Origin of the sequence: Amycolatopsis sp. A133, from assembly GCF_031082405.1 — a bacterium.
GTDB lineage: Bacteria > Actinomycetota > Actinomycetes > Mycobacteriales > Pseudonocardiaceae > Amycolatopsis.
Genome location: NZ_JAVHJU010000049.1, coordinates 38140 through 61449 on the forward strand (window position 1 = coordinate 38140; position 23310 = coordinate 61449).

Below are 23310 nucleotides of genomic sequence, written 5' to 3' on the forward strand. Positions count from 1 at the left end.
TAGCGTGAGATCCGTTCCCGATCCGCCGTCGGAAGCAGGGCTTCCGCCATGGCGAGATGAGGGAGATCTTGTGGGAAGAGCGTTGAGCCGCCGTCGTGTCGTCGCCTGGGGAGCCGCGGGCGCCGCGCTGCCCTTGGCCGGATCCCAGGCGGCCGGAGCCGACGAACCGGCGGGCCCGCTGGGGCGCTTCTTCGACGTCACGAAATACGGCGCGAAGGGCGACGGGCGCACCATCGACACCGCCGCGATCAACCGCGCGATCGACGGGGCCGCGACCCGCGGCGGAACCGTGTACTTCCCCGCCGGGACCTACGCGAGCTATTCGATCCACCTCAAGAGCAACATCGCGCTGTACCTCGCCGCGAACGCGACGATCCTGGCCGCCGCCCCGGCCGGCGGCCAGGGCTACGATCCGGCCGAACCCGGCGCGGGCAACCCATACCAGGACTTCGGGCACAGCCACTGGCACAACAGCCTGATCTGGGGCGAGAACCTCGAGAACGTCACCATCGAGGGGCCCGGCAAGATCGACGGCAAGGGCCTCGTCGCCGGCGGCAGCGCGGAATCCGCGCCGCTGAACGGGAACAAGGCGATCGCGCTGAAGCTGTGCCGCAACGTCGCGATCCGCGACATCACGATCGTCAACGGCGGGCACTTCGGCATCCTCCCCACCGGCGTGGACAACTTCCGCATCGAGGGACTGGTGATCGACACCAACCGCGACGGCATCAACATCGACTGCTGCAAGAACGTGCGGATCGCCGGCACGACGGTGAATTCGCCGAACGACGACGCCATCGTGCTCAAGAGTTCGTATGCGCTGAACCAGGTGCGCGACACCGAGAACGTCACCATCGACAACTGCTTCGTCAGCGGCTACGACCTCGGCACCCTCGTCGGCGGCACGTTCAAGACCGCGGGTTACGGCCGCACCGGCCGGGTCAAGTTCGGCACCGAGTCCAACGGCGGGTTCCGCAACATCGCGATCTCCAACGTGGTCTTCGAACACTGCCGCGGCCTGGCCCTGGAAACGGTCGACGGCGGGTGGCTCGAAGACGTGACGATCAGCAACCTGACGATGCGCAACGTCCAGATGCCGCTGTTCCTCCGGCTGGGCGCGCGGATGCGCGGGCCGGCGGGGATCCCGGTCGGGTTCCTGCGCCGGGTGAGCATCAGCGACGTCACGACGTACGACGCGGACCCGCGCTACCCGTCGTGCTTCTCGGGCATTCCGGGCCACCCCGTCGAGGACGTCAAGCTGAGCAACATCCGGCACCACCTGGCGGGTGGGCTCACTCCGGGCGACGCGGTGCAGAACCCGCCGGAGCTGGAAACCGCCTACCCGGAGCCGTCGATGTTCGGCACGCTCCCGGCGTACGGCTTCTTCGTCCGCCACGCCCGGGAAATCAGCTGGGACAACGTGGACGTGCGCTTCGGCAGGCCGGACACGCGCCCGGCGTTCGTCCTGCGGGACGTAGCCGACGCCGACGTGCACCACTGCCGCGCGGACAAGGTGGCGGGCACACCGACGTTCGTGCTCGACGGCGTGGACGACTTCCGGGTGAGCGACGGCCGTCCGGTGCCCGAAGCCCGGGTGGACCACGCGGATCACCAGGAGCTGTAGGGAGTTTCCGGCCGGGCCTCGGCGCCGCCGCGGGGCCCGGCCGGTCGGTTTCGGCTCAGCGGCCGCGGAGTTTCGGGCGGGCCAAGCCGACCACGGAGAGGGCGATCAAGGCCACCGCCGCCACCGCGGCGACCACCGTCAGGGCGGGCATCCGGCCCTCAGTGCCGGTCAGGGTGACGATGCTGGTGACGAGCAGGACCGCCCCTATGCCCAGGTACAGCCAGCACAGCGTAGCCGTGGCCGGGATCAGGTGCCAACGCCGTTCGGCCATCACAACCTCCTCGATCGGGTGCATCCCGGAACTGCCCCGATCCGGAGTCGATCAAACCGGCGGGAATCCGCCATGACCCCGCCGGCCGGGCAAGCTGTCGCAAACCGGCCAGACCGCGGGGGCCGCCGCCGCTTCACTGGGGATCATGAACGCACCAGCGCCGCGGTGGCCCGCGGTTTTTGCCGTCACCGTCGGGATCTTCGCCATCGTCACCACCGAAATCCTGCCGATCGGGCTGCTGACGCCGATCGCGGCCGCGTTCGGCGTTTCGGCCGGGACCGCCGGCTGGACGATGACCGTGCCCGGTTTTGTCGCCGCGGTCGCCGCGCCGGCGGTCACCGTCGCGGCCGGCCGGCTCGACCGCCGGCTGATGCTGGGCGGTCTCCTGGTCCTGCTCGCGGCCGCCGGCTTCCTCGCCGCCGCCGCGCCCGCGTTCTGGGTGCTGCTGGTCGCCCGCTTCCTCGTCGGCGTCGTCATCGGCGGGTTCTGGTCGATCGGCGCCGGCCTGGCGCCCCGGCTCGTCGGGACGGCGGCCGCCGCGCGAGCGACCTCGGTGATCTTCGCCGCCGTGCCGCTCGGTTCGGTGCTGGGGGTGCCGCTCGGCACCCTCGTCGGGCAGCTCGCCGGCTGGCGGACGGCGTTCCTCCTGCTGGGTGTGCTGAGTCTCGGGACCGCCGCTGCCCTCGTGCTCCTCACGCCGCCGCTGCCGCCGGCGGAGGTCACCCGGCTGAGTGTCCTGAGTGGACTGCTGCGGCGTCGCGGTGTCCGAAGTGGATTGCTGGTGACCTTCCTCGTCGTGCTGGCGCACTTCGGCACCTACACCTACGTCACGCCGCTGCTGCGGGAAGTCGTCCGGCCGGAGGTGCTCAGCGGGTATCTGCTCGCCTACGGCGTCGCCGGGATCGCGGGCTCCTTCCTGGCCGGGCGGCACCGGGCCGGGTTCGCGATCGCCGCGGCGGTGCTCGCGGTGGCGGTCTTGGCGCTGCCGCACACCGGGCCGATCGGCGCGCTCTTGACCCTGGTGGCCTGGGGCGTGGCCTACGGCGGGGTGCCGGTGTGCTCCCAGGCCTGGTTCGCCCGCGAAGCGCCGGACGCGCCCGAGGCGGCCACCGTCCTGTTCACGGCGTCCTTCCAGGCCACCCTCTCCGCGGGGGCGCTGGCCGGCGGCTTCGTGGTGGACGCCGTGTCGGTTCCCGCCGTCATGACCTGCGGGGGAGTGATCGCCCTCGGGGCCGCGGCGGTGATCCAGCGCGCCCGCCGTCCGGTCCCCGCGTTCCACTGAACGGAACACCGGGCTGTTCCGACCGGCCCGCCCGGTGCGACGGTCGGGGCATGGCTCCCGTGATGGCGGCGATCGTCGGCCCCGGCAACATCGGCACCGATTTGCTGGCGAAGCTGCGGCGCAGTGAAGTGATCGAAGTCGGCTACGTGGTCGGCGTGGTCGAGTCGGACGGCCTCGAGCGCGCCCGCGCCGAGGGGATCGCGGCGTCCGCCGAAGGCGTCGACTGGCTGCTGCGCCAGGACCCGCTGCCGGACCTGGTGTTCGAGGCGACCTCGGCGAAGGCGCACGCCGCGAACGCGCCGCGCTACGAGGAAGCGGGCATCCAGGCGATCGACCTGACCCCGGCGCACCTCGGCCCGATGGTGTGCCCGCCGGTGAACCTCGGTGCGCACCTCGACGCCCCGAACGTCTCGATGATCACCTGCGGCGGCCAGGCCACGATCCCCGTGGTGCACGCCGTTTCCCGGGTGACGACGGTGCCGTACGCGGAGATCGTCGCGTCGGTCGCTTCGCGCGGGGCGGGCCCGGGGACACGGGCGAACATCGACGAGTTCACGCGCACGACGTCGCAGGCGGTGGCCGAGATCGGTGGCGCCGGGCGCGGCAAGGCGATCATCATCCTCAACCCGGTGGAACCGCCGATGATCATGCGGGACACGGTGTTCTGCGCGATTCCGCTCGACGCCGACCGCGACGCGATCACCGCGTCGATCCACGAGATGGTGGCCGAGGTGCGGAAGTACGTGCCGGGCTACACCCTCCGCGCGGATCCGCAGTTCGACGACGCGCGCGAGGAGTGGGACGGCCACGCGCGGGTGGGGATCTTCCTCGAAGTCCGCGGCAACGGCGACTACCTGCCGGAGTACGCCGGGAACCTGGACATCATGACCGCCGCGGCCGCGCGCGTGGGCGAGCTGCTGGCGCGCGCGAAGCAGGAGGTGCCCGCATGACCCGGCCGGAACTGCGCCACGACGTCCGGATCGTCGACACGACGCTGCGCGACGGCAGCCACGCGATGGCGCACCGCTTCACCGAGCAGCAGGTGCGGGACACGGTGCGCGCGCTCGACCGCGCGGGCGTCGAGGTGATCGAGGTGACCCACGGCGACGGCCTCGGCGGCTCGTCGTTCACCTACGGCTTTTCCGCCGTCGACGAACTTCGCCTCATCGCGGCGGCGCGCGAAGAGGCGAAACAGGCGAAGATCGCGGTGCTGCTGGTGCCGGGGATCGGGACGGCCGAGGACCTGCAGCGCGCCTTCGACGCGGGCGCGGAGATGGTGCGGGTGGCGACGCACTGCACCGAAGCCGACGTCTCGCCGCAGCACTTCGGGCTGGCGCGGGACCTCGGGATGGAGACGGCCGGGTTCCTGATGATGGCGCACCGGACGCCACCGGAAGACCTGGCGAAGCAGGCCCGGATCATGGTGGACGCGGGCTGCCAGGCGGCGTACGTGACGGACTCGGCGGGCGCGCTGCTGATGCACGAGGCCCGCGCCCGGTTCGAAGCGCTGGTCGCCGAGGTCGGCGACACGGCGTGGGTCGGCTACCACGGGCACCAGAACCTTTCGCTCGGCGTCGCGAACTCGGTTCTGGCGTACGAAGCGGGCGTCCGTTACATCGACGGGTCGCTGTGCGCGCTCGGCGCGGGCGCCGGCAACTCCCCGACGGAGGTGCTGGCGGCGGTGTTCGACCGCCTGGAGGTCGACACGGGCCTCGACGTCGGCGGCCTGCTCGACGCGGCCGAGGAGGTCGTCCGCCCGTACCTGCACCGGTGGCCGAAGATGGACCGCAACGCGATCGTCCAGGGCTGGGCCGGGGTGTATTCGAGCTTCCTGCTGCACGCGGAGCGCGCGGCGGAGCGCTACGGCGTCCCGGCCCAGTCGATCTTGCGCCGCTGCGGCGAGCTCGCTCTGGTGGGCGGCCAGGAGGACATGATCATCGACGTGGCGGTGCAGCTGGCCGCGGAAGGCTAGATTGGCGGGTATGGGGAGAGCCGGGCGGGCACTGACGGTGGTTTTGACGACGGCGTGCCTCGCCGCGTGCTCACCATCGCCCACGGCGCCGTTCACCACCCGGCTGGCCACGGCGTTCACCGCACCACCACCACCACCGGCGACGACCGCCTCGCCGGCGATACTGTCCGCGGCCTGTCCGTTCCTCGGCACCGCGGAGCTGCAACAGCTGTTGGGGACCAGCGAAGACATCATCGCGACCGAGCAGCCACCCGACCCGGCGTTCGCGACCGGAACCACGTTCCAGTGCCGCTACGAGGGCAAGTACGTGCACCCCTGGCTGGCCGACCTGTGGATCATCAGCGACGCCGCCACCCAGCCCGCCGAGGCGCTGGAGAAGTCCAAACAGGACTGCAGCGAACCGGCGACCGCCATCCCCGGCGCCGGCGAAGCCGCGTACTTCTGCGACCGGACGGGGCCGGGGGAGGCGGAGATGGTCGTGACGGCCAAGCGGAACCACGGCCGGACGCGCCTCGCGGTCGCCTACGTGGTCAAGCACCGCAGCGAGGTCTACGCCGGCTTGGCGAAGCTGCTCGGCGAGCGGCTCTAGCGGCTCACCGAGCAGTGTCCCGGCGGTCGCTTGCCGAGGCGGCTCGGGGCGCGCGGGAGTCCGGCGCGCCCCGAGCCGCCTGTCCGGCCGAGCCGCCGGTGTGCCCACCGCGCCGGCCGGACCGCCGGCGTCCTCGCAGCGTCGGACGCAGGAGGGCTCCCCGCGCCGTACACGACCGCCGGCGCGCCCGGTCCACCTCGTCAGGCGGGTTCGCCGAACCACCGCCGCAACGCTGCTTCGAGGCCGGCTGTCGAGCCGTCCTCGCGGGCCCAGGCGATGTGGCCGTCCGGCCGGATCAGCACGCCCGTCAGCGCCGGGGCGCTGTCGCACTTCGCGGACAGTGTCCCGACCCGTCCGGCCCAGCCGCTTGCCGTGTTGCGCAGCTCGGCGTTGTCGGCGAGGTCGAGCAGGAGCGCCTTGCCGTCGTGGAGGCGTTCGCCGAGGCGGGTGCCGTCGGCGAACGCGAAGTCGGGTGCGGCGCGACCGGTGAGGTCGTGCTCGCCTTCGATCGGGTAGCGGTGCAGGACGCCGGACAGCTTCTTCGCGAGGTACGTCGCCCCGTCGCCGGTGAGGAGCAGGTCGGTGACGACCTGGCGCAGTGCCTTGGTCCGCACGTCGCTGCGCATCAGCGCAACCTGCGCCCGCGTCCACTCGAGGACCCATTCGCCGATCGGGTGCCGCTCGTCCGTGTAGGTGTCGAGCAGGCCGGCGGGCGCCCAGCCGTGGATGGTCGCGGCGAGCTTCCAGCCCAGGTTGACGGCGTCACCGATGCCGAGGTTGAGGCCCTGGCCCCCGAAGGGGGAGTGGACGTGCGCCGCGTCCCCGGCCAGCAGCACGCGGCCCATGCGGTAGGTGGTCGCCTGGCGCGCGTTGTCGGTGAAGCGCGTCGCGCTGTGGACCTTCGTCACCCGGATGTCCGCACCGGACACCCGCCGGAAGCTGTCTTCGAGCTCCTGCGCGGTGACCGGGGCGTCGCGGTCCGCGGGCGGCCCGTCGAACTCGACGGTGAGCATCCGCCCGGGCGTCGGGCCGTGGACGTAGAGCCCGCCGGTGCCGTGCTGCCAGCCGGCGGGCAGCGTGTCGGCGCCGGTGAGTTCGACGACGGCCTGCCGCCCGGTGATGGCCGGATCGGTCCCGGGGAACTCGAATCCCGCCAGTTTCCGGACTTGGCTGCGGCCGCCGTCGCACCCGACGAGCCACCCGGCGCGCACGGTTTCCCGATCGTCGAGCTGCACGTCCACGCCGTCGTCGTGCGCGTCGAACCCGGTGACCGCCACGCCGCGTCGCACCTCGACGCCCAGCTCGGCGGCGCGCCCGGCGAGGATGGCCTCGACGGCCTGCTGCTGGATCACCACCACCCGCGCGGCGGGCCCGACGTCCCGGAAGGCGGGATCGGCGAAGTCGACGCCGCCGGAGGTGACCATGATCCCGGCGAAGTGCCCCACGGGAACGGCCTTCGGCCCGCTCCCGCCGCGTGACTCGAGGAACTTCCGGATCTGTTCGAAGTTCTGCCGCACGACCTCGTCCATGGCGGGCAGCAGCCCCCGCCGGTAGAAGGCTTCGGCGGTGGTCAAGTTGACCGACCCGGCCTTGATCGTCTGGTCCGGCTCGGGCAGCCGTTCGACGACGAGCACGTCCACGCCCGCCAGCCGCAGTTCACAGGCCAGCATCAAGCCGACCGGTCCGCCCCCGGAGATCACCACATCCCTGTTCATGGCTCCGATGATGCCCAGAAACTTGTACCGAGTCAAACTTTGAGCTCGGTCTATACTCTCGGCTCATGGCTGACCCAGGACTGCGCGAACGGAAGAAGCAGGCCACGCGCCTGCTGATCTCGAACGTGGCCACCGGCCTCTTCATCGAGCGAGGCTTCGAGGAGGTGACGGTGGCGGAGATCGCCGAAGCGGCGGGCGTCTCGAAGATGACGGTGTTCAACTACTTCCCGCGCAAGGAGGACCTGTTCCTCGACCGCCACGCGGATCGTCTGGCGGAGCTGACGGATGTGGTGCGCTCCCGGCCGTCGGGGGTGTCACCGTGTGAGGCGTTGCGCCGTCACCAGCATTCCCTCCTGGCGTCGGGCCACCCGCTGTCCGGGGCGATCGCGGGCGGCCCGGGGTTCTGGTGGGTGCTGACGTCGAGCCCGGCGTTGATGGCGCGCTGGTACGAGCAGGAGCGCGAGATCGCGGACGCGCTCGCCGAGGTGCTCGGGTCGGAAACGGGCGACGTGTTCCGGTCCCGGGTGGTGGCGGCCCTGCTGACCACGGCGATCGCGACGGTGTTCGCCCACGCAATGGGCCGGATCGTGGCGGGCGACGACGCCGAAGTGGTGCGGCGGGAGCAGGTGGAGGTCGTCGACCAAGCGTTTGACCTGGTGGAACGCGGGGTGGGCGACTTCCCGGGTGGCGGACCGACCGGCTGATCGCGGGTACCTGTCTCGCCCCGCCAAGGCAGGCCCGAACATCTGCTGTTCGGGCCTGCCTTGGCGGTTTTGTCAGCTAGAGCGCGAGGATTGCGGTCAAGCGACCCAGATCGCGATGCCGCTCATGTACCGCGCCTGTCCGACGGTGCCGACGACCTCGTTCTGGCACCGCACGTCCTGGTATTCGTAGCCTTGGCCCATCGCGGTGTAGCAGAGGCGCGTGCCGGCGCCGCGGATCTTGAGTGCCTCCAGCCGCTTGGCCAGGCCGGTGGTCCCGGCCTCCTGGAGGTTGCACGATTCGCTGGTGAACCAGCCGATGTCCTGGACGTGCGGCGTGTAGCAGACGCCGGCGCCACCGCCGTTCACGCCGATCCTGATGGCCTCGATTCGCTTGCCCAGCGCGGGAACGCCGGCCTCCTCCCCATCGCAGACGGTGTCCAGCCAGTCATAGTCGGCCACGTGCACCGCGTAGCAGACGTGCACGGCGGCCGGCGAAATCGCCGCGCGCTTCGCCAGTTCCCGGTCCAGACTTGCTTGTACTGAGGCTTCCGTGGTTCCGGCGCTTGCCGCGGCCGGGGTCGCGATCAGCGGCAGGGCCGCGAAGAGCGCGGTGAGGACAGCGGACAGCACTCGTTTGCGAAGCATGACATTCCCCCATGGTCTGTCGGTGCACCGATCTGTGGTTGAGGCTACAACAACCGCTGGGGGCGAACGACCCAGTTTTGCGGCGTCGGACAGACGGCTGGGAGGCCCCGCCGGGAGACGAGCGGTCATCAGGATCGCTAACGCTGCGTAAGAAAATTTAGCTGGAGTAATGCCGCCTGCGGCTCGTACGGTGACCCGGTGCTGCCACTCCTGCTGGCCGGATTCGGAACCGGCCTCTCCCTCATCGTCGCCATTGGCTCGCAGAACGCCTTTCTGCTGCAACAAGGCCTGCGTGGCGGGGTGGTGGCACCGCTGGTCGTCATCTGTGCCGTGTCCGATCTTGTGCTGATCGGGCTCGGGGTCAGCGGGATCGGGGCCGTGCTTGAGCAGTGGCCGACCGCGATCGGGGTTATTGCCGTCGGTGGGGGGCTTTTCCTGCTGGGCTACGGGGCGCTTGCTGCGCGGCGGGCGTTCCGGCCGTCCGTCCTGACCTTCGGGGAGGAACGTACGCCGCTGCGGAAGGCCGTTCTTGCCTGTTTTGCCTTCACCTGGCTCAATCCGCACGTCTACCTCGACACCGTCCTGCTGCTCGGCTCGGTCGCCGTGGCCCATGGGGAGGGGCGGTGGCTGTTCGGGATCGGCGCCGGGATGGGCAGCGTCGTCTGGTTCAGTGCGCTCGGCTTCGGGGCGCGGCGGCTGGCCGGGGTGTTCGCGAAGCCGATGGCTTGGCGCGTGCTGGACGTCGTGATCGCCGTGACGATGACCGGGCTCGGGGTGACCTTGCTGCTCGGCCGCGTCTGATCACCAGAGCTCGCCCCGCTCCGCTGCCGGTGGCCGCTCCAGTTCCAGCAGGAACTCCTTCCGCTTCAGGCCGCCCGCGTATCCCGTCAGCTTGCCGTTCTTGCCGACCACGCGGTGGCACGCCACCAGGATGCTCAGCGGGTTGCGGCCCACCGCCGCTCCCACCTCGTGCGGCAGGCCGGCGACCGACTGCGCCAGCTTGCCGTACGTCGCCGTTGTGCCGTACGGGATCTTCGCGATTTCGGTCCACACTGAGCGGTCGAAGCCGGGGCCGTTCGCCTGCATCGGGACGTCGAACGAGGTGCGCTGGCCGGCGAAGTACTCCTTCAGCTGCCGAACTGCTTCCGGGAACGCCGTGTCGTCACGCTCGCCGAACGCGGTGCGGTCCGGACGGGTCCAGTGGTTCGGGAAGTACAGACCCGTCACGACGCCGTCGGTGCCGACGAGGGTCAGGGGGCCGATCGGGGAATCGGTCACGAGGTGCTCCATGAGTTCTCCCAAGTAGTTCCGTCCGCATGGGCGCCACGTAAGCCGGGAAGCGAAAAGCCGGCCAAGGCCGCCGTCAACACCGTCCTGCGTGGACTCCACGACGTCGACAGCAGCAGCCGCCGCGTCATGCCCGCCCAGCCCGCCGGGGTGGCGCTGACCACCCACGCGTCCGGGTTCGGGGCCGCGAAACGGCGGGCCTGGCGCAGCCAGGACGCCGCCGTCTCGGGCCACGTCACCGTCGCCAGCACCAAGCCGCCCCACGCCTCGGCGATCCGCTCGCCGGCCGCCCGGGATGCCGGGTCCGCCGCGGTGCCGATCACGATGTGGCGGGCCGGTCCGAGGAGCCGGAGCACCGCCTCGAGCTCGGCGGCCGTCATGCCGCGTCGTGGAACACGAGGCCCAGGGTGTGCCGGTGGCCCGTGCGGACCACCGATACGCCGTGGCGGACCGGCGCCGCCGACCAGCCCCGGGCCGAGCGGACCGGGCGGTCGCGGGTGGTGAACACCAGGCCGTGGCCCTGCGGGATCAGCGTGGCCGTGCCGCGGGACTGGGCGCGTGGACGCTGCTCCACCAGGAGGAACTCGCCGCCGGTGTGGTCGGTGCCCGGGTTGTTGAGGTTGATCACCACCTGCAGCGGGAACACCTTGTCGCCGTACAGGTCGCGGTGCAGTGCGTTCCAGCCGCCCGGCTCGTAGCGCAGGAGGATCGGCGTGGGCCGCCGCTGGCCTGCCGCGTGGCAGACTTCCAGCCATTCGTCCAAAGTGGATGGCCACTCCGGCTCGCGGCCCAGCCGGGCGGCCCAGTCGCGCGCGATCGGCAGCAGCCGCGGGTAGAGCGCCTGCCGCAGCCGCTGCACCGGTTCCGGGAACGGGGCAGCGAAGTAGTGGTAGTCGCCGTTGTCCCCGAAGCGGTGCCGTCGCAGGTTCACCGTTGCCCGGAAGTGTGCCGGCTCGTCCCACAGCGCGACCAGCCGCGCGCACTCGGCGGGCGTCAGCAGCTGCGGGAGAAGTGCGCAGCCGTAGTCGTCGACCTCCGCGGCCACCGCGGCCCAGTCGGCCGCGGCGACGCGCTCTTCGAACGCGGTCATGCCGCCTCCATCGTCAGCAGGACCCGCTTGGCTTCCTCGCCGCCGGCGTACTGGCCGTACGACCCGTCGGACCGGACGACCCGGTGGCACGGCACCACCACCGGCAGCGGGTTGAGTGCACACGCCGTGCCGACCGCCCGGACCGCCTTCGGGCTGCCCGCGGCCGCCGCGACCTGCGCGTAGCTTTCGGTGTGGCCGTAGGCGATCTCGGGCAGGTGGTCCAGCACCGCCCGGCGGAACCCGCGTGCCAGCCGGAAGTCCAGCGGAACGTCGAAGGCGTGCCGCTCGCCGGTGAAGTATTCGTCGAGCTGGCGGATCACCGGGTCGAGCCGGGCCGGGGCGCGCAGGATCCGCGGGCTGATCGCCGCGGCCAGCTCGGCCAGCACCGCGTCGTGGTCCTGGCGGTCGAAGGCCACCTTCACCAGGCCCTGTTCGGTCGCCGCCAGCAGCAGCGACCCGACCGGGGTGTCGGCGGTGTGGTAGGCGACGTCCAGCAGCCCCTGGCGGGCGGCGTCGGTGACGAGCCGCTCGTGCATGGGCCCCGGGTCGAGTTCGTAGATCTCCGGAAGCGACGCGAAAAACCGGAAGTCCGTCATGAGTGCGCTCCTTCCAAGGGATAGCCGGCCCGGAGCGCCTTGACGCCGTCGGCGGCCGCCCGGCGCGCGGCGTCGGCGGTGCCTCCGGTGATCTCCGCGATCTCGCGGTAGGGCAGCCCGGCCAGGTAGTGGTAGGCGACGGCGAGGCGTTGCTTGTCCGGCAGTCTCGCCAGCGCGTCCCAGAGGTCGCCGTTCCAGGCTTCCGTGCGGCCGGGCCGGTCCGGGACCTCGCCGACCGGCACCGGGCAGCGGGCCTGGGCGCGCGTGACGTCGATGGCTTTGCGGTGCGCGATCGTGACGAGCCACGCCTGGACGTTCGCGTCCGACGGCAGCTCCGGGTACGCCTTCAACGCCGCCAGGAAGGTTTCCGACCAGGCGTCTTCGGCGTCGGCGGGGCCGAGCACGGCCCGGCAGACCCGCAGGACCATCGGCCCGTGCTCGGCCACGATCTGCTCGAACGGTTTCACGATCACACCTGGTAGACGTCCGGGAGGGCCGGAACGTGAGGTCACGTTTCCGCGGTACCGGTCACGACGGTCGCGCCCAGCTCGTCGCACTCGTGCACCCGCGGCGCCAACCCGGCCGCGGCCAGGATTTCCGCCAGCACGGGCGCCTGCCGTTCGCTCGCTTCGACCAGCACGGTTCCGCCCGGGGCGAGCCACCGTGGCGCGTCCGCGGCGACGCGGCGGGCGAGGTCGAGGCCGTCCGCGCCGCCGTCGAGCGCCACCAGCGGCTCGTGCAGGCGCGCCTCCGGCGGCATCGTCGCGACGGCGTCCGAAGGGACGTAGGGCACGTTCGCGAGGAGGACGTCGACGCGGCCGCGCAGGGACACCGGCAGCGCTTCGTAGAGATCGCCCTGGTGGACGTGGGCGTCCGGCAGGTTCAGCCGGGCGCACCCGACCGCGGCCGGCTCGACGTCGGCCGCGTGCAGCTCACGCGGCGAACGCGGCGAAAGCGCCGCGGCGAACGCAGCTCCCAGCGCACCGGAGCCGCAGCACAGGTCGAGCACCACCGGATCCGGCGGGGCGAGCGAAACGGCCACGTCGACCAGGAAGCCGGTGCGGTGCCGCGGTACGAACACCCCGGGCCGCACGGTGATCCGCAGGCCGTGGAACTCCGCCCAGCCGAGCAGGTGCTCCAGCGGCAGCCCGGCGACGCGGCGTTCGACGAGCGCGTCGAGTTCCGCGGGGGACGTGGCCGCCGCGAGGAGAAGATCGGCCTCGTCCTCGGCGAACACGCAGCCCGCGGCGCGCAGCCGGGAGACGACCGTGGAAGTGTCCAACGAGGAGTGAGCCTACAAGACCTGCACCGCGTCGCCGACGTTCAGCCCGTCGAAGAACGCCGCCGCATCGGCGCCGGTCAGGTGGACGCAGCCGTGCGACGGCGCGTCGAGCGGGCCGGCGTGGAAGGCGATCCCGCCGGCGGCGAAGAACACCGAGTTCGGCATGTCGGTGCCGTACACGCTGCTGGTGTGCTCGCGGTCCTTCCACACGACGTGGAACGAGCCCGCGGGCGTCGCCTGATCGGGCGGCCCGAACCCGGCCGGGACCGGGCCGCGCACGACCCGGCCGTCCCGCAGCAGCCAGGCCAGCTTCTGCGCCAGGCTCACGCAGGCCCCGGTCGTGACGGCGCACGGCGGCGCGGGCGGTGGCGTGGTGGTGGTGACGGGAGTGACGGGAGTGGCCGACGTGGCCGACACGGTCAGCGGCGCCGGCTCGGAGATCGGGCTCGGCGCCGTGGCGCGCGGCGCCGAGCAAGCCGCCGCGACCAACACCGAGCCCAGCAGGGTCACCACCCCGGTCCTGCGCATTCGTCGTCCCCTCGCCGAAGGTCCTCACCGGGGGGCAATACGGGTGAACGGCCCCGGAGGTTGCGCCGGCCGATGGGGCAAGATGTCCGGATGATCCTCCGTCGCGCTTTCGGGGTAGTGCTGGCCGGGCTCGTCGTGTGCGCTGGGCCGGCGTCGGCGCAGACCACCGCGCCCAGTTCGCCGTCGGCTCCGGTCACCCTCGATTCGGTCGGCATCCCCAGCTGGATCTGGGTGCTGGTCTCGATCGCCGGCCTGCTCGCGGTGATTGTCGTCGGCGTGCGGCAGCTCAGGGGCCGTCGGAAGGACTAGGCACCGTCACGACCCACCGCGCGGGCCGTCGGCGCAGGTACCCCCACCAGTACAGCGCCGCCACGACCAGGACCCCGGCGGTGATGCCGAGGTCGAGCGCGCTCTGCTCGACCAGGACGTAGGCCAGTGCCGCGACCGCGAGGGCCGGCACGAGCGGCCACGCCGGCATCCGCCACACGTGCGGCTTCCGGTGCGCTGCCCGGCGCGCGCCGAGAGCGGCGGCCGAGACGCTCAGGTAGAGCGCGACGACGGCGACTCCGGTGACCCCGCTGAGCGTGTCCACCGGCACGAAGCAGAGGACGGCTTCGGACAGCCCGGTCACGAGGGTGGCGACCCACGGCGAGCCGAACCGGGCGCCGACCACGCTCATCGCGCGGTTCACCGGCGCCGGCCACGCCTGATCGCGCGCGGAGGCGTAGAGCACCCGCGAGTTCTGGACGACCATGACGATCACCGCGTTGACGATCGCCGCGGCGATGCAGAGGCTGATCGCCACCCCGACGGCACTCGTGCTCCAGCTCGTGACGAGCGCGGTCAGGTCGACCCCGGCGAGCGCGGCGGTGTCCGGCATGGCCAGCGTGATCGCGACGACCGGCACGAGGATGACCACGGCGCTGATCCCGAGCGTCCAGAACACCGTCCGCGCGACGGTCCGGCGCGGCTCGCGCATTTCCTCGGCGAGGTAAACGGCGGTGCTGAAGCCCTGCACCACGAACAGCGCGACGGCGAGCCCGGCGACGACGGCGATCAGCCCGATCCCGCTCGGGCCGAGGGCCGGCTTCAGCAGCACGGCCGGGCTCTGCGTGGTGTGCGTGAAGCCGAGCAGCGACACGACGAAGACGGCGACGATCTCGATGACCAGGAAGATGCCGGTGATCCAGGCGTTGGACCGCAGGTTCAGCAGCCCCATCACGGTGCCCGCGAGCATGACGAGCGCACCGGCGGCCGACGGGCTGACGTCGGCCACGGCGGCGAGGTAGTCGGCGACGCCGATGGCGATGATCGGCGGCACGACGAGGATGACGACGAAGGACAGCATGAACGTCAGCCAGCCGGCGAACCGGTTCGCCACCGTCGTCACCATCGCGTATTCGCCGCCGGAGCTCGGTACCAGCGTGCCGAGTTCGGAGTAGCAGAAGGCGATCCCGACGCAGAGCAGCACCGCCAGCGCGATGGCGAGCGCGGTGCCGGTGCCGAGGTCGGCGAACAGCGGGGGCACGAGGACGAACAGTGACGACGCCGGCGTCACGCAGCTGAGCGTGAGGAGCGTGCCGCCGCCGACGCCGATGGACCGGGTGAGCGTGCGGGTGCGGGCCGGGGCGGCGGTGACGTCGGGCGGGGCGGGAGTGCGGGGCATGGCGTTCCCTCCGGCCGGGAGCAGGGTGCGACGGATGGAACAGCACCGATTTGGTGTTGTCAACGCGGCCAGGACGACTAAATCCGTTGTCTTATGCGGCTGTGGCATTCGGATTTAGTCACTCATCGTCACGGCGTGGCGGGTTTGCCTGCGCTGGCCCGCGTCGGGGATGATCCGGGCGTGAGCAGCCAGGACACGACCGGCCGGCCCGCCCCGCCGGTGCTCGACGACATCTCGCGGCAGATCATCGCGCAGCTGCAGGAGGACGGGCGGCGCGCGTACGCGACGATCGGCAAGGCGGTCGGCCTGTCGGAGGCGGCCGTCCGGCAGCGGGTGCAGCGGCTGTCCGACTCCGGTGTCATCCAGATCGTCGCGGTCTCGGATCCGTTGCAGGTCGGGCTGTTCCGGCAGGCGATGATCGCGATCACCGTCGACGGCCCGCTGGAGCCGGTCGGCGACGCACTGGCCGAAATGGACGAGATCGCCTACGTGATCCTCTGCGCCGGGCGCTACGACCTGCTCTGCGAGGCCGTCTGCGCGGACGACGAGGCGCTCCTCCAGCTGATCTCGACGCGGATCCGGGCCCTGCCCGGCGTCCGCCACGCCGAGGCGATGGTCTACCTCAAGCTGCGGAAACAGACCTACCAGTGGGGCACTCGCTGACCGTGACGACTAAATCCGAAGGTAGCCAGCCGAAGATGACCATGGATTAGTCGTCGAAGTTGGTCTGGACGACTGAAACGCTTGCCTGAGTGGGGCCGGGCGTGCGATAACCGAGGCATGACCACTACCGCCGACCTCGCCTCCGTCGACGCTTCCGGCCTCGCCCAGGCCGCTCGCAGCAACCTCTGGATGCACTTCACCCGGCACTCCGCCTACGACGAGAGCGACGTCCCGGTGATCGTGCGCGGCGAAGGCCCGTACATCTGGGACGCCCGCGGGAAGCGGTACCTGGACGGGCTCGCCGGGCTGTTCGCGGTCCAGGTCGGCCACGGCCGCGAGGAACTCGCCGAAGCCGCCGCGCGGCAGACGAAACAGCTCGCGTACTTCCCGCTGTGGGGGCACGCGCACCCGGCGGCGATCGAACTGGCTTCACGGCTGGCCGAGGCGTCGCCCGGCGACCTGAACCGCGTGTTCTTCACCGTGAGCGGCGGGGAATCGGTCGAGACGGCGTGGAAGCTCGCGAAGCAGTACTTCAAGCTCGTCGGAAAACCGGGCAAGCACAAGGTGATCAGCCGCGCGCTGGCCTACCACGGGACGTCGCAGGGCGCGCTGTCGATCACCGGCATCCCCGGCGCGAAGGCGGACTTCGAGCCGCTGGTGCCGAGCACCCTGCGGGTGCCGAACACGAACTTCTACCGCGCACCCGAGCACGCCGACGACTACGAGGCTTACGGCCGCTGGGCCGCCGACCAGATCGAGCAGGCGATCGAGTTCGAGGGCGCGGACACCGTCGCCGCGGTGTTCCTGGAGCCGGTGCAGAACACCGGTGGCTGCTTCGTGCCGCCGCCCGGCTACTTCGCGCGGGTCCGCGAGATCTGCGACAAGCACGACGTGCTGCTGGTGTCCGACGAGGTGATCTGCGCGTTCGGCCGGGTGGGGTACGACTTCGCGGCCAAGCGGTACGGCTACCAGCCGGACGTCATCACCACCGCGAAGGGGCTGACGTCGGGGTACGCCCCGCTGGGGGCGGTGCTGGCTTCGGAGCGGTTGATGGAGCCGTTCACCCGCGGCGCGACGACGTTCATGCACGGGTCCACCTACGGCGGGCACCCGGTGTCGTGCGCGGTGGCGCTGGCCAACCTCGACCTGATCGCCCGGGAGGACCTCTACGGCCACGTGCTGGACCGCGAGGCGGCCTTCCGGTCCACTTTGGACAAACTGACCGACCTGCCGATCGTCGGCGACGTCCGGGGCGCGGGGTTCTTCTACGGCATCGAGCTGGTGAAGGACAAGACGACCAAGGAGACCTTCACCGCCGGCGAATCCGAGCGCGTGCTGCGCGGGTTCCTTTCCGAGGCGCTGTTCGAGGCCGGGTTGTACTGCCGCGCCGACGACCGCGCCGAGCCCGTCGTGCAGCTGTCGCCGCCGCTGATCTGCGACCAGGCGCAGTTCGACGAGATGGAGCAGATCCTGCGCGACACCCTGACCCGCGCCTGGAAGCTGCTGTAGCCGTTGGCCTCCGGCCCCGGTTTTCCACGATACCGGGGGGGTACCGAAAATTCCGGTTCGCCGGGTCTTTCGGTCCGCCGGTCGCGCGGTTATGCGAGCCGCGGCGCTGGCCCGATCGGGCGGGAACCCGCGTTCCCCGCCCGGCGGCCGGGTCCGGTGGGTACCGTGGGGTGCGGGGGGGACCGGGGGAGCGGCCGGTGACCGGCCCGCCCGTGTCCGCGCCGATCGGCCGCGCACCCGGGGAGGAGACCCGATGACCGCCACCACGGACAGCCCGCGCCTGCCGTTCGAGCGGCCGAACGTCCTGGAGATCGCGCCGCTGTTCGAGGTGCTGCGCCGGCGGGGACCGGTGGTTCCGGTGACCACCCCGGCCGGGGACCCGGCCTGGCTGGTCACCGGGTTCGAGCAGGTCCGGGCGGTGTTCACCGACCCGCGGTTCGGCCGTTCGCACCCGGCGCCGGAAGAGGCGTCGGCGCTGTCGGACGCGGCGATCCTCAGCCGTCCGCAGGGCGACCACGAGACCGAGCACACCGAGCACGCGCGGATGCGGCGGATGCTCGTGCCCGCCTTCTCCGCCAACCGGATCCGCCGGCTCGCCGGTCACGTCCAGGAGTTCGCCGACGGCTGCTTCGACGCGATGGAGCGGGCCCGCCGCGACGGCGATCCGGTCGACCTGCACGAGCACCTTTCGTTCCCGCTGCCGGTGCTGGTGATCTGCGAGCTGCTCGGCGTCCCGTACGAAGACCGGGACACTTTCCGGGTGCTGTCCGACCGGATGGGCCGGATGGACATCGGCGACGGCGCGGACGCGGCGCTCGACGAGTTCACCGCCTACATGAGCCGGCTCGCGGCGGCCAAGCGGCGCGATCCCGGCCAGGACGTCGTCTCCGACATGGTCCGCGCGCAGGCCGGCGATCCGTCGTTCGGCGACGACGACCTCGCCCGGCTCGCCGCCGGCCTGCTGTTCGCCGGCCACGAGACAACCTCCAACCGGATCGACCTCGGCGTGCTCTACCTGCTCACCGACCTCGCCCGCCGCGACGCGCTGGCCGCCGACCCCGAGGGGCGGGTGCACGGCGTGGTGGAGGAGATCCTGCGGCTGTCCGCCCCGAGCGGCCTCGGTGTCCTGCGGTACGCGCACGACGACGTCGAGCTCGGCGGCGTCACGATCGCCCGCGGTGACGCGGTCGTGCTGTCGATCGCGGCCGCGAACCGGGACGCGTCGGTGTTCCCCGCCGCGGAGACGTTCGACCCGGACCGCAAACCGAACTCGCACGTCGCCTTCGCCCACGGCGGCTGGTTCTGCATCGGCGCGAGCCTGGCCCGCACCGAGCTGCGCGTCGTGTTCGGGTCGTTGTTCCGGCGGTTCCCGGGCTTGCGCCTGGCCGTCGGCGTTGATGAACTCCACGTCCGGACCAACCGTGTCACCGGGGGAGTGGACCGCGTGCCGGTCCTCTGGTAGACCATCGGCGGTCGTGAGTGGAGGAAAAGACGTGACCCTGTGGGACAAGCTCGGGATGGACGACAAGCTCGTCAAGGTGCTCCAGGACATCCCGCCGGGGCCCGACGCCTCGGAGTTCGGCCGGGCCTACGTCACGATCCACCAGCTGGCCGTCGAGCTGGACCAGCGGTTCCCCGAGGTGCGCAGCCAGCTCGACGTGCCGCTGGGCGGCGGCGCGACCCGGCACGCGGGGCTGGTCGAGTTGCTCGGCAAGGAGCTGGTGGACAAGATCAAGCGCTACGGCGACGTCTACCCGATCGAAGCCGCGCAGTTGTCGTCGGTGCGGTTCCGCGAACTGCGGCTGCGCGGTCCCGGCGGGCGCGACCTGGTCGGCGCGTCGAAGAAGGACCTGCCGCTGATCCGCCTGCGGCCGAAGGACTGACGGGTGCTCGCCCCGCCGGTCCGGGTTCTGGTGGCCGAGCGCGACCCGGCGGTGCGAGCCCGCCTGAGCACGATCCTCGCCGAGGCGGACGGCATCGAGCTGGTCGGCGCGGTCCCCGATCCGGCGGCGGCCCGGGCCGGCTCGCCGGACGTGCTGCTGCTGGACCTGCGCCTTAGCCGGCCGGACCCGCTGCCCCGCCGCCCGGCGGTGGTGGCGCTGGCGACGTTCGACTCGGACGCGGAAATCCTGCGCGCGCTCCGCGACGGCGCGGCGGGGTTCGTGCTGCGTTCGGCCCCGCGACGGGACCTGATCAAGGTGATCCGCCTGGCGGCGGACGGCCACCTGGTGCTGTCCCCGGACGCCTCCCGCCGCCTGGTGTCGGCGGCCACGCGGTTGTCGGGCCCCCGCGACGAGCGGCTCGCCCTGGTGGACCGGTTGTCGGCCCGGGAGACGGAGGTGCTCGCGGCGATGGGCGCGGCGCTGACGAACCCGGAGATCGCCGTGCGGCTGGGGCTGCCGGAGCCGGTGGTGCGGGATTGTGTGGCCCGGGTGGTGCGCAAACTGGAGTGCCCCCACCGGACGGCGGCGGGGTTGCTGGCTTACGAGCGCGGGCTGTGCCGGCCGGGCCTGAGCTGACCTGAACGGCTCCTTCCTGCCGACGACAACAGGAAAGAGCCGTCCGGGGTCAGAAGCCCGCCAGGCCGTTCGGTACGCCGAGGCCCGTCGGGGCGTCGTAGCCGGGGCCGGCGACGCACAGGTAGTCACCGCCGCACTTCTTGCCGGCGCCCGACGGGTCGTTGTGACCCGTGGTCACGTCGACGAACGCCGTTGCCTTGGCGTACAGGCCGGCCGGTTGGGTCGTTCCGGCTCGGCCGGACCGGCCGATCAGGCCCGCGACGAACGGGGCCGAGGCACTCGTGCCGCTCGCCGTGAGCCAGCCGCCCGCGTCCGCGTAGTGGATGGCGAGGTCCTCGGCCGCCGCCGAGACGTCCGCGACCGTGCGCTTGGCGCAGTGGGAATCCCGCTGCCACCGGGGTTTCGCGATGTACGCCGAACAGCCGCTGCCGCTGCCCGGCCACGCCGACTCCGCCCAGCCGCGCGGCGAGTCCGGGTCGCGGGCCAGCACCGTCCCGCCGACCGCGACCGCCGAGGCCAGCACCGCCGGGTAACTCGCCGCCGTGAAACCGGTGTCGCCCGAGGAGACCACCACCGTCACGCCCGGGTGCCGGTAGTGGCTCGCATACGCCAGCGACGCACCGCTTTCCCGGGCACCGTAGCTGTTCGACACCACCTTCGCGCCCAGCCGCACCGCCGTGTCCTCCGTCTCCGCGAGGTCGGCGAAGCCCGGGGAGTTTCCCTCCACGACGAGGATCCGGCACGACGGGCACGCCGCCGACACCATCGAGACGTCCAATGTGGACTCCAGGGCCCAGCCGAAGTCGGACGGCGGCAGGGGAGCCGCCGCGCCCTGCTGGTTCACCTTGCGGAAGCAGCCGTTCGCCGTGGTGCACGGCGGCAGGCCGTACTGCGCCCGGTACGCGGCCAGGTCGGCCTCCAGGTTCGGGGCGTCGTAGGCGATCGAGATGCCCACGACGGCATCCGGCCGCGCCTCGGCGGGCAGCCGGTAGGCCGACGCCAGATCGCCGGCACCCCAGCCGGCCGGAGCGCCGGCCGAGGTGCGGGCCGCGTCCGGTGTGTAGCTCGTGAGGCAGCGCAGCAGGCCCGGCCCCGGTTCGGGACACGCCGCGCGGGCGACCGGCACGGCGGCCGCGGCGGGGGCGAACGCGCTCACCGCGATCGTCGCCGCGCCCACGGCGATCAGCGCGCGGAACACTCTTCTGTGCACTGTGGACATCCCCTCAGGACGCGTAGACGTGGTAGGCGGCCGTGATCGTCTCGGTGATCGTCGCCCCGGCCGCGTCGGCCGCCGTGACCCGCAGCGAGACGTCCGTGCCGCGGAACGCCTCCGTGGTCGCGGCGAACTCCGCGTGGAAGACGCCGTCGCCGCGCGCGGTGACGGTCGTGTCCTGCCAGGTCGTGCCGTCGGTCGAGTACTGCACCGTCGCGCCCGTCACCGGCGAAGCGGCGCTCTGCTGCAGGTGCCCCACGGTGAGGTCGAGACCCTGCGGACCGGACACCGTCGACCCGTCCGGCCGGAGCCCGCCGACGGCGTAGCCCAGCGTCAGCAGCGGCTCGACCGCGCACGAGCGGTCCGGGCCGTTTTCCCCGCGGGCGCAGTACAACGCGGGCGGCAGCGTCGCACCCTCGACGTGCCGGGACTTCCACGTCCACTCGGTGTGGGTCGCGGTGCTCTGCCGGTACATCGGACCCGTGCGGCCCGCGTCGATCGTCAGCCCGAGCGTCGACGGGCCGGGCGCGACCTCCTGCTGCAGGCTCAGCGCGGTGGCCCCCACCGGGTTGCCTTCGGCCAGGGTCGTGCCGTCCTGGGTGAACCGGTAGTACCCCGTCATGGTGTCCCGGGCCTCGCCGTAGAAGCCGAAACCGGTGTGGCCGGGCTGGTTGTCGCTGAACGGCGTGAGCGCGAACCGCACCAGGTCGCCGGCCCGGGTCGCGCCCGGTTGTGTGAAGATCGCGGCGTCGGTCAGCGGCGGCTGCGCCACCGCGCCCGCCGGGTGCAGCGGGAACCGGTTCCAGTCTTCGGTGACCGGCGAACCGCCCCGGTAGGTGTGGGACGTCTCGCGCTGGCCCCCGGCCCAGCCGGGGAACGGCCCCGGGAGCACGTACTTCGAGAAGCCGCCGAACCACGTCAGGTCCGGCGCGGCCGAGACGTACTCGGTCTGCTTCCGGGGCAGCTGGATCGGGTGCGACGGCCGACCGCTGACGTCCTCGAAGGAGAACATCCCGCTGCGCTGGCGCAGGCCGAGCGAGGAGTACTCGCTGAAGTAGGTGGCGTCCACCGCGGCGACGTCCTTCGCCGTGATGACGTACCGCTGCTGCGGGATCGTGCCGGTGCTCGCCTTCTGCAGCACGTATTCGTACGGGGTGCCCGGCCCGGGCGGGGACACGAGCCTGCTGTACGGGTACGTCTGCAGCGCTCCGGTGCGCACCGGAGCGGCCGTCGGCGACACCGAGATCGGCACGCCCGGCCCGGCGTCGAAGTCGACGAGCAGGGCGGGCCCCGTCTTGGCGGCCCGGCGGAAGAGGAACCCGGTGTCGTCGAGCAGCGCCGGGCGCGGGGTCACCCAGGTCACCTTGCTGGACGCCCGTTTCGCGTCGACGCGGACGGTCGCGTCCGCCTTCACCGCGAACTCCGGCTGCGCGCTGAACCGCAGCTCGGTCGGGTTGCCGTCGGCGTCGGTCGTCCAGAACACCCCCAGCGCGCTGTAGTTGCCGTCCGGCACGCTGAACTTGGCCGAGCCCCCGAAGAAGTAGTTGAAGTTCTCGTCCGGCGCCAGTGTGTCGCCGTCGTCGGTGTTGTAGAGGAACGCGATGCCGGTGTCGGCCGGCTTGCCCGCGATGTCGGTGGCGTCGAGCGACACCGTCCGCATCACCGACCGCGGCCGGGCGGGCTGCCGCTTCGGCACCCCGGAGAGGGCGAAGCTCGCGCCGCCGGCGAACAGGCCTTGCCCGCCGAAGCGGCCCCGTGCACTGTCCTCTTTGAACTGCTCGGCCAGTGCGGCCCCGAACGTCGTGGGGTCGACCGGGGCCGGTGCGCCGGCCAGCAACGCCTTGACGTCGAACAGGTTCAGGTCGAGCCCGCGCCCGAGGTAGGGGAGCGCGGTGCCGGGGACCTCGTAGTCCCGGCCGCCGAGCCGCAGGTGCACCAGTGCCCGCGCCATGCCCGTGGCGGCGGCGGGCTGCACCTCGAACGTCTCCCGGCCGTCCGGCGCGGTCCGGACGGTGACCCGGTCGCCGGTCACGAGCGTGACGGTCGACGCCGGGACCGCGGCCGCGGCGGCGGACGCGGACGGCGGGGCGAGCCCGGCCACCCCCGCCGCACCGGCGAGCAGGACCGCGAACACCGAAAATGTTCTTCGCACTGG

26 protein-coding genes are annotated in these 23310 nt (G+C 72.0%); 13 read left to right on the plus strand and 13 right to left on the minus strand.

Translation table 11 applies throughout. The annotated features are described in order from the left end of the window. Positions 1-133 precede the first annotated feature (133 nt). Positions 134-1624: a glycoside hydrolase family 28 protein gene (locus Q5425_RS29605; RefSeq protein ID WP_308675687.1), complete on the plus strand. Its 1491-nt coding sequence runs from the start codon at positions 134-136 to the stop codon at positions 1622-1624. A 55-nt stretch (positions 1625-1679) separates the two neighbouring features. Here the strand turns inward: Q5425_RS29605 and Q5425_RS29610 are convergent, their stop codons facing one another. Next, positions 1680-1895 (minus strand): hypothetical protein, encoded by a 216-nt coding sequence (locus tag Q5425_RS29610; protein ID WP_308675623.1) that lies wholly within the window; start codon positions 1893-1895, stop codon positions 1680-1682. 145 nt (positions 1896-2040) lie between these two features. On the opposite strand from Q5425_RS29610, the gene Q5425_RS29615 reads away from it, so the two are divergent. From Q5425_RS29615 to Q5425_RS29630, 4 genes are read left to right on the plus strand one after another with little or no spacing between them, the layout of a single operon-like run. Next, positions 2041-3177 carry an MFS transporter gene (locus Q5425_RS29615; RefSeq protein ID WP_308675624.1) on the plus strand — a complete coding sequence of 379 codons (1137 nt, stop codon included), beginning with the start codon at positions 2041-2043 and terminating at the stop codon, positions 3175-3177. 50 nt (positions 3178-3227) lie between these two features. Beyond that, a complete protein-coding gene (locus Q5425_RS29620; RefSeq protein ID WP_308675625.1) occupies positions 3228-4127 on the plus strand; it encodes an acetaldehyde dehydrogenase (acetylating) in 900 nt (299 codons plus the stop codon). Next, a complete protein-coding gene (gene dmpG / locus Q5425_RS29625; RefSeq protein WP_308675626.1) occupies positions 4124-5149 on the plus strand; it encodes a 4-hydroxy-2-oxovalerate aldolase in 1026 nt (341 codons plus the stop codon). Before Q5425_RS29620 ends, dmpG begins: the two co-directional genes overlap by 4 nt. Positions 5150-5159: 10 nt before the next feature. Beyond that, positions 5160-5738: a hypothetical protein gene (locus Q5425_RS29630; protein ID WP_308675627.1), complete on the plus strand. Its 579-nt coding sequence runs from the start codon at positions 5160-5162 to the stop codon at positions 5736-5738. A 200-nt stretch (positions 5739-5938) separates the two neighbouring features. On the opposite strand, the gene Q5425_RS29635 is transcribed toward Q5425_RS29630, so the two are convergent. Further along, positions 5939-7453, minus strand: a complete 1515-nt coding sequence (locus Q5425_RS29635) for an FAD-dependent monooxygenase (RefSeq protein WP_308675628.1) — start codon at positions 7451-7453, stop codon at positions 5939-5941. A gap of 65 nt (positions 7454-7518) precedes the next feature. Between Q5425_RS29635 and Q5425_RS29640 the strand changes: the two genes are divergently transcribed. Further along, the gene (locus Q5425_RS29640; RefSeq protein WP_308675629.1) at positions 7519-8157 is read left to right on the plus strand and encodes a TetR family transcriptional regulator; all 639 of its coding nucleotides are present in this window, start codon (positions 7519-7521) and stop codon (positions 8155-8157) included. A gap of 96 nt (positions 8158-8253) precedes the next feature. Here Q5425_RS29640 and Q5425_RS29645 read toward each other — a convergent pair whose 3' ends face one another. Then, entirely contained in the window at positions 8254-8802 is a 549-nt protein-coding gene (locus Q5425_RS29645) for a hypothetical protein (protein WP_308675630.1), read from the minus strand. Positions 8803-9000: 198 nt separating this feature from the next. Here Q5425_RS29645 and Q5425_RS29650 point away from each other — a divergent pair, with 198 nt between their 5' ends. After that, positions 9001-9603 (plus strand): LysE family transporter, encoded by a 603-nt coding sequence (locus Q5425_RS29650; protein ID WP_308675631.1) that lies wholly within the window; start codon positions 9001-9003, stop codon positions 9601-9603. Here Q5425_RS29650 and Q5425_RS29655 read toward each other — a convergent pair whose 3' ends face one another. From Q5425_RS29655 to Q5425_RS29685, 7 genes are read right to left on the minus strand one after another with little or no spacing between them, the layout of a single operon-like run. After that, positions 9604-10092, minus strand: a complete 489-nt coding sequence (locus tag Q5425_RS29655) for a methylated-DNA--[protein]-cysteine S-methyltransferase (protein ID WP_308675632.1) — start codon at positions 10090-10092, stop codon at positions 9604-9606. After that, positions 10077-10469 (minus strand): hypothetical protein, encoded by a 393-nt coding sequence (locus Q5425_RS29660; RefSeq protein ID WP_308675633.1) that lies wholly within the window; start codon positions 10467-10469, stop codon positions 10077-10079. The genes Q5425_RS29655 and Q5425_RS29660 overlap by 16 nt, the downstream gene beginning before the upstream one ends. Then, a complete protein-coding gene (locus tag Q5425_RS29665) occupies positions 10466-11179 on the minus strand; it encodes a 2OG-Fe(II) oxygenase (protein WP_308675634.1) in 714 nt (237 codons plus the stop codon). The genes Q5425_RS29660 and Q5425_RS29665 overlap by 4 nt, the downstream gene beginning before the upstream one ends. After that, positions 11176-11775, minus strand: coding sequence for a methylated-DNA--[protein]-cysteine S-methyltransferase (locus tag Q5425_RS29670; protein WP_308675635.1), 600 nt, complete (start codon positions 11773-11775; stop codon positions 11176-11178). Before Q5425_RS29670 ends, Q5425_RS29665 begins: the two co-directional genes overlap by 4 nt. Continuing rightward, the gene (locus Q5425_RS29675) at positions 11772-12248 is read right to left on the minus strand and encodes a sigma-70 family RNA polymerase sigma factor (protein ID WP_308675636.1); all 477 of its coding nucleotides are present in this window, start codon (positions 12246-12248) and stop codon (positions 11772-11774) included. The genes Q5425_RS29670 and Q5425_RS29675 overlap by 4 nt, the downstream gene beginning before the upstream one ends. A gap of 35 nt (positions 12249-12283) precedes the next feature. Next, positions 12284-13057: a putative protein N(5)-glutamine methyltransferase gene (locus Q5425_RS29680; RefSeq protein WP_308675637.1), complete on the minus strand. Its 774-nt coding sequence runs from the start codon at positions 13055-13057 to the stop codon at positions 12284-12286. A 12-nt stretch (positions 13058-13069) separates the two neighbouring features. Continuing rightward, positions 13070-13585: a L,D-transpeptidase gene (locus Q5425_RS29685; RefSeq protein WP_308675638.1), complete on the minus strand. Its 516-nt coding sequence runs from the start codon at positions 13583-13585 to the stop codon at positions 13070-13072. Between the two features lie 90 nt (positions 13586-13675). Between Q5425_RS29685 and Q5425_RS29690 the strand changes: the two genes are divergently transcribed. Next, the gene (locus Q5425_RS29690) at positions 13676-13894 is read left to right on the plus strand and encodes a hypothetical protein (RefSeq protein ID WP_308675639.1); all 219 of its coding nucleotides are present in this window, start codon (positions 13676-13678) and stop codon (positions 13892-13894) included. Here the strand turns inward: Q5425_RS29690 and Q5425_RS29695 are convergent. Further along, positions 13872-15251, minus strand: coding sequence for an APC family permease (locus Q5425_RS29695; RefSeq protein WP_308675640.1), 1380 nt, complete (start codon positions 15249-15251; stop codon positions 13872-13874). The genes Q5425_RS29690 and Q5425_RS29695 overlap by 23 nt on opposite strands. Positions 15252-15431: 180 nt before the next feature. Between Q5425_RS29695 and Q5425_RS29700 the strand changes: the two genes are divergently transcribed. From Q5425_RS29700 to Q5425_RS29720, 5 genes are all read left to right on the plus strand, one after another. Next, positions 15432-15914: an Lrp/AsnC family transcriptional regulator gene (locus Q5425_RS29700; RefSeq protein ID WP_308675688.1), complete on the plus strand. Its 483-nt coding sequence runs from the start codon at positions 15432-15434 to the stop codon at positions 15912-15914. A 117-nt stretch (positions 15915-16031) separates the two neighbouring features. Next, positions 16032-17423, plus strand: coding sequence for an aspartate aminotransferase family protein (locus Q5425_RS29705; protein WP_308675641.1), 1392 nt, complete (start codon positions 16032-16034; stop codon positions 17421-17423). 253 nt (positions 17424-17676) lie between these two features. Then, positions 17677-18885 carry a cytochrome P450 gene (locus tag Q5425_RS29710; RefSeq protein WP_308675642.1) on the plus strand — a complete coding sequence of 403 codons (1209 nt, stop codon included), beginning with the start codon at positions 17677-17679 and terminating at the stop codon, positions 18883-18885. Between the two features lie 31 nt (positions 18886-18916). Beyond that, positions 18917-19306 (plus strand): hypothetical protein, encoded by a 390-nt coding sequence (locus Q5425_RS29715; protein WP_308675643.1) that lies wholly within the window; start codon positions 18917-18919, stop codon positions 19304-19306. A gap of 3 nt (positions 19307-19309) precedes the next feature. Then, positions 19310-19942 (plus strand): response regulator transcription factor, encoded by a 633-nt coding sequence (locus Q5425_RS29720; RefSeq protein ID WP_308675644.1) that lies wholly within the window; start codon positions 19310-19312, stop codon positions 19940-19942. Between the two features lie 49 nt (positions 19943-19991). On the opposite strand, the gene Q5425_RS29725 is transcribed toward Q5425_RS29720, so the two are convergent. Beyond that, a complete protein-coding gene (locus tag Q5425_RS29725; RefSeq protein WP_308675645.1) occupies positions 19992-21161 on the minus strand; it encodes a S8 family serine peptidase in 1170 nt (389 codons plus the stop codon). 4 nt (positions 21162-21165) lie between these two features. Beyond that, positions 21166-23307, minus strand: a complete 2142-nt coding sequence (locus Q5425_RS29730; RefSeq protein ID WP_308675646.1) for a hypothetical protein — start codon at positions 23305-23307, stop codon at positions 21166-21168. Positions 23308-23310: the final 3 nt, after the last annotated feature.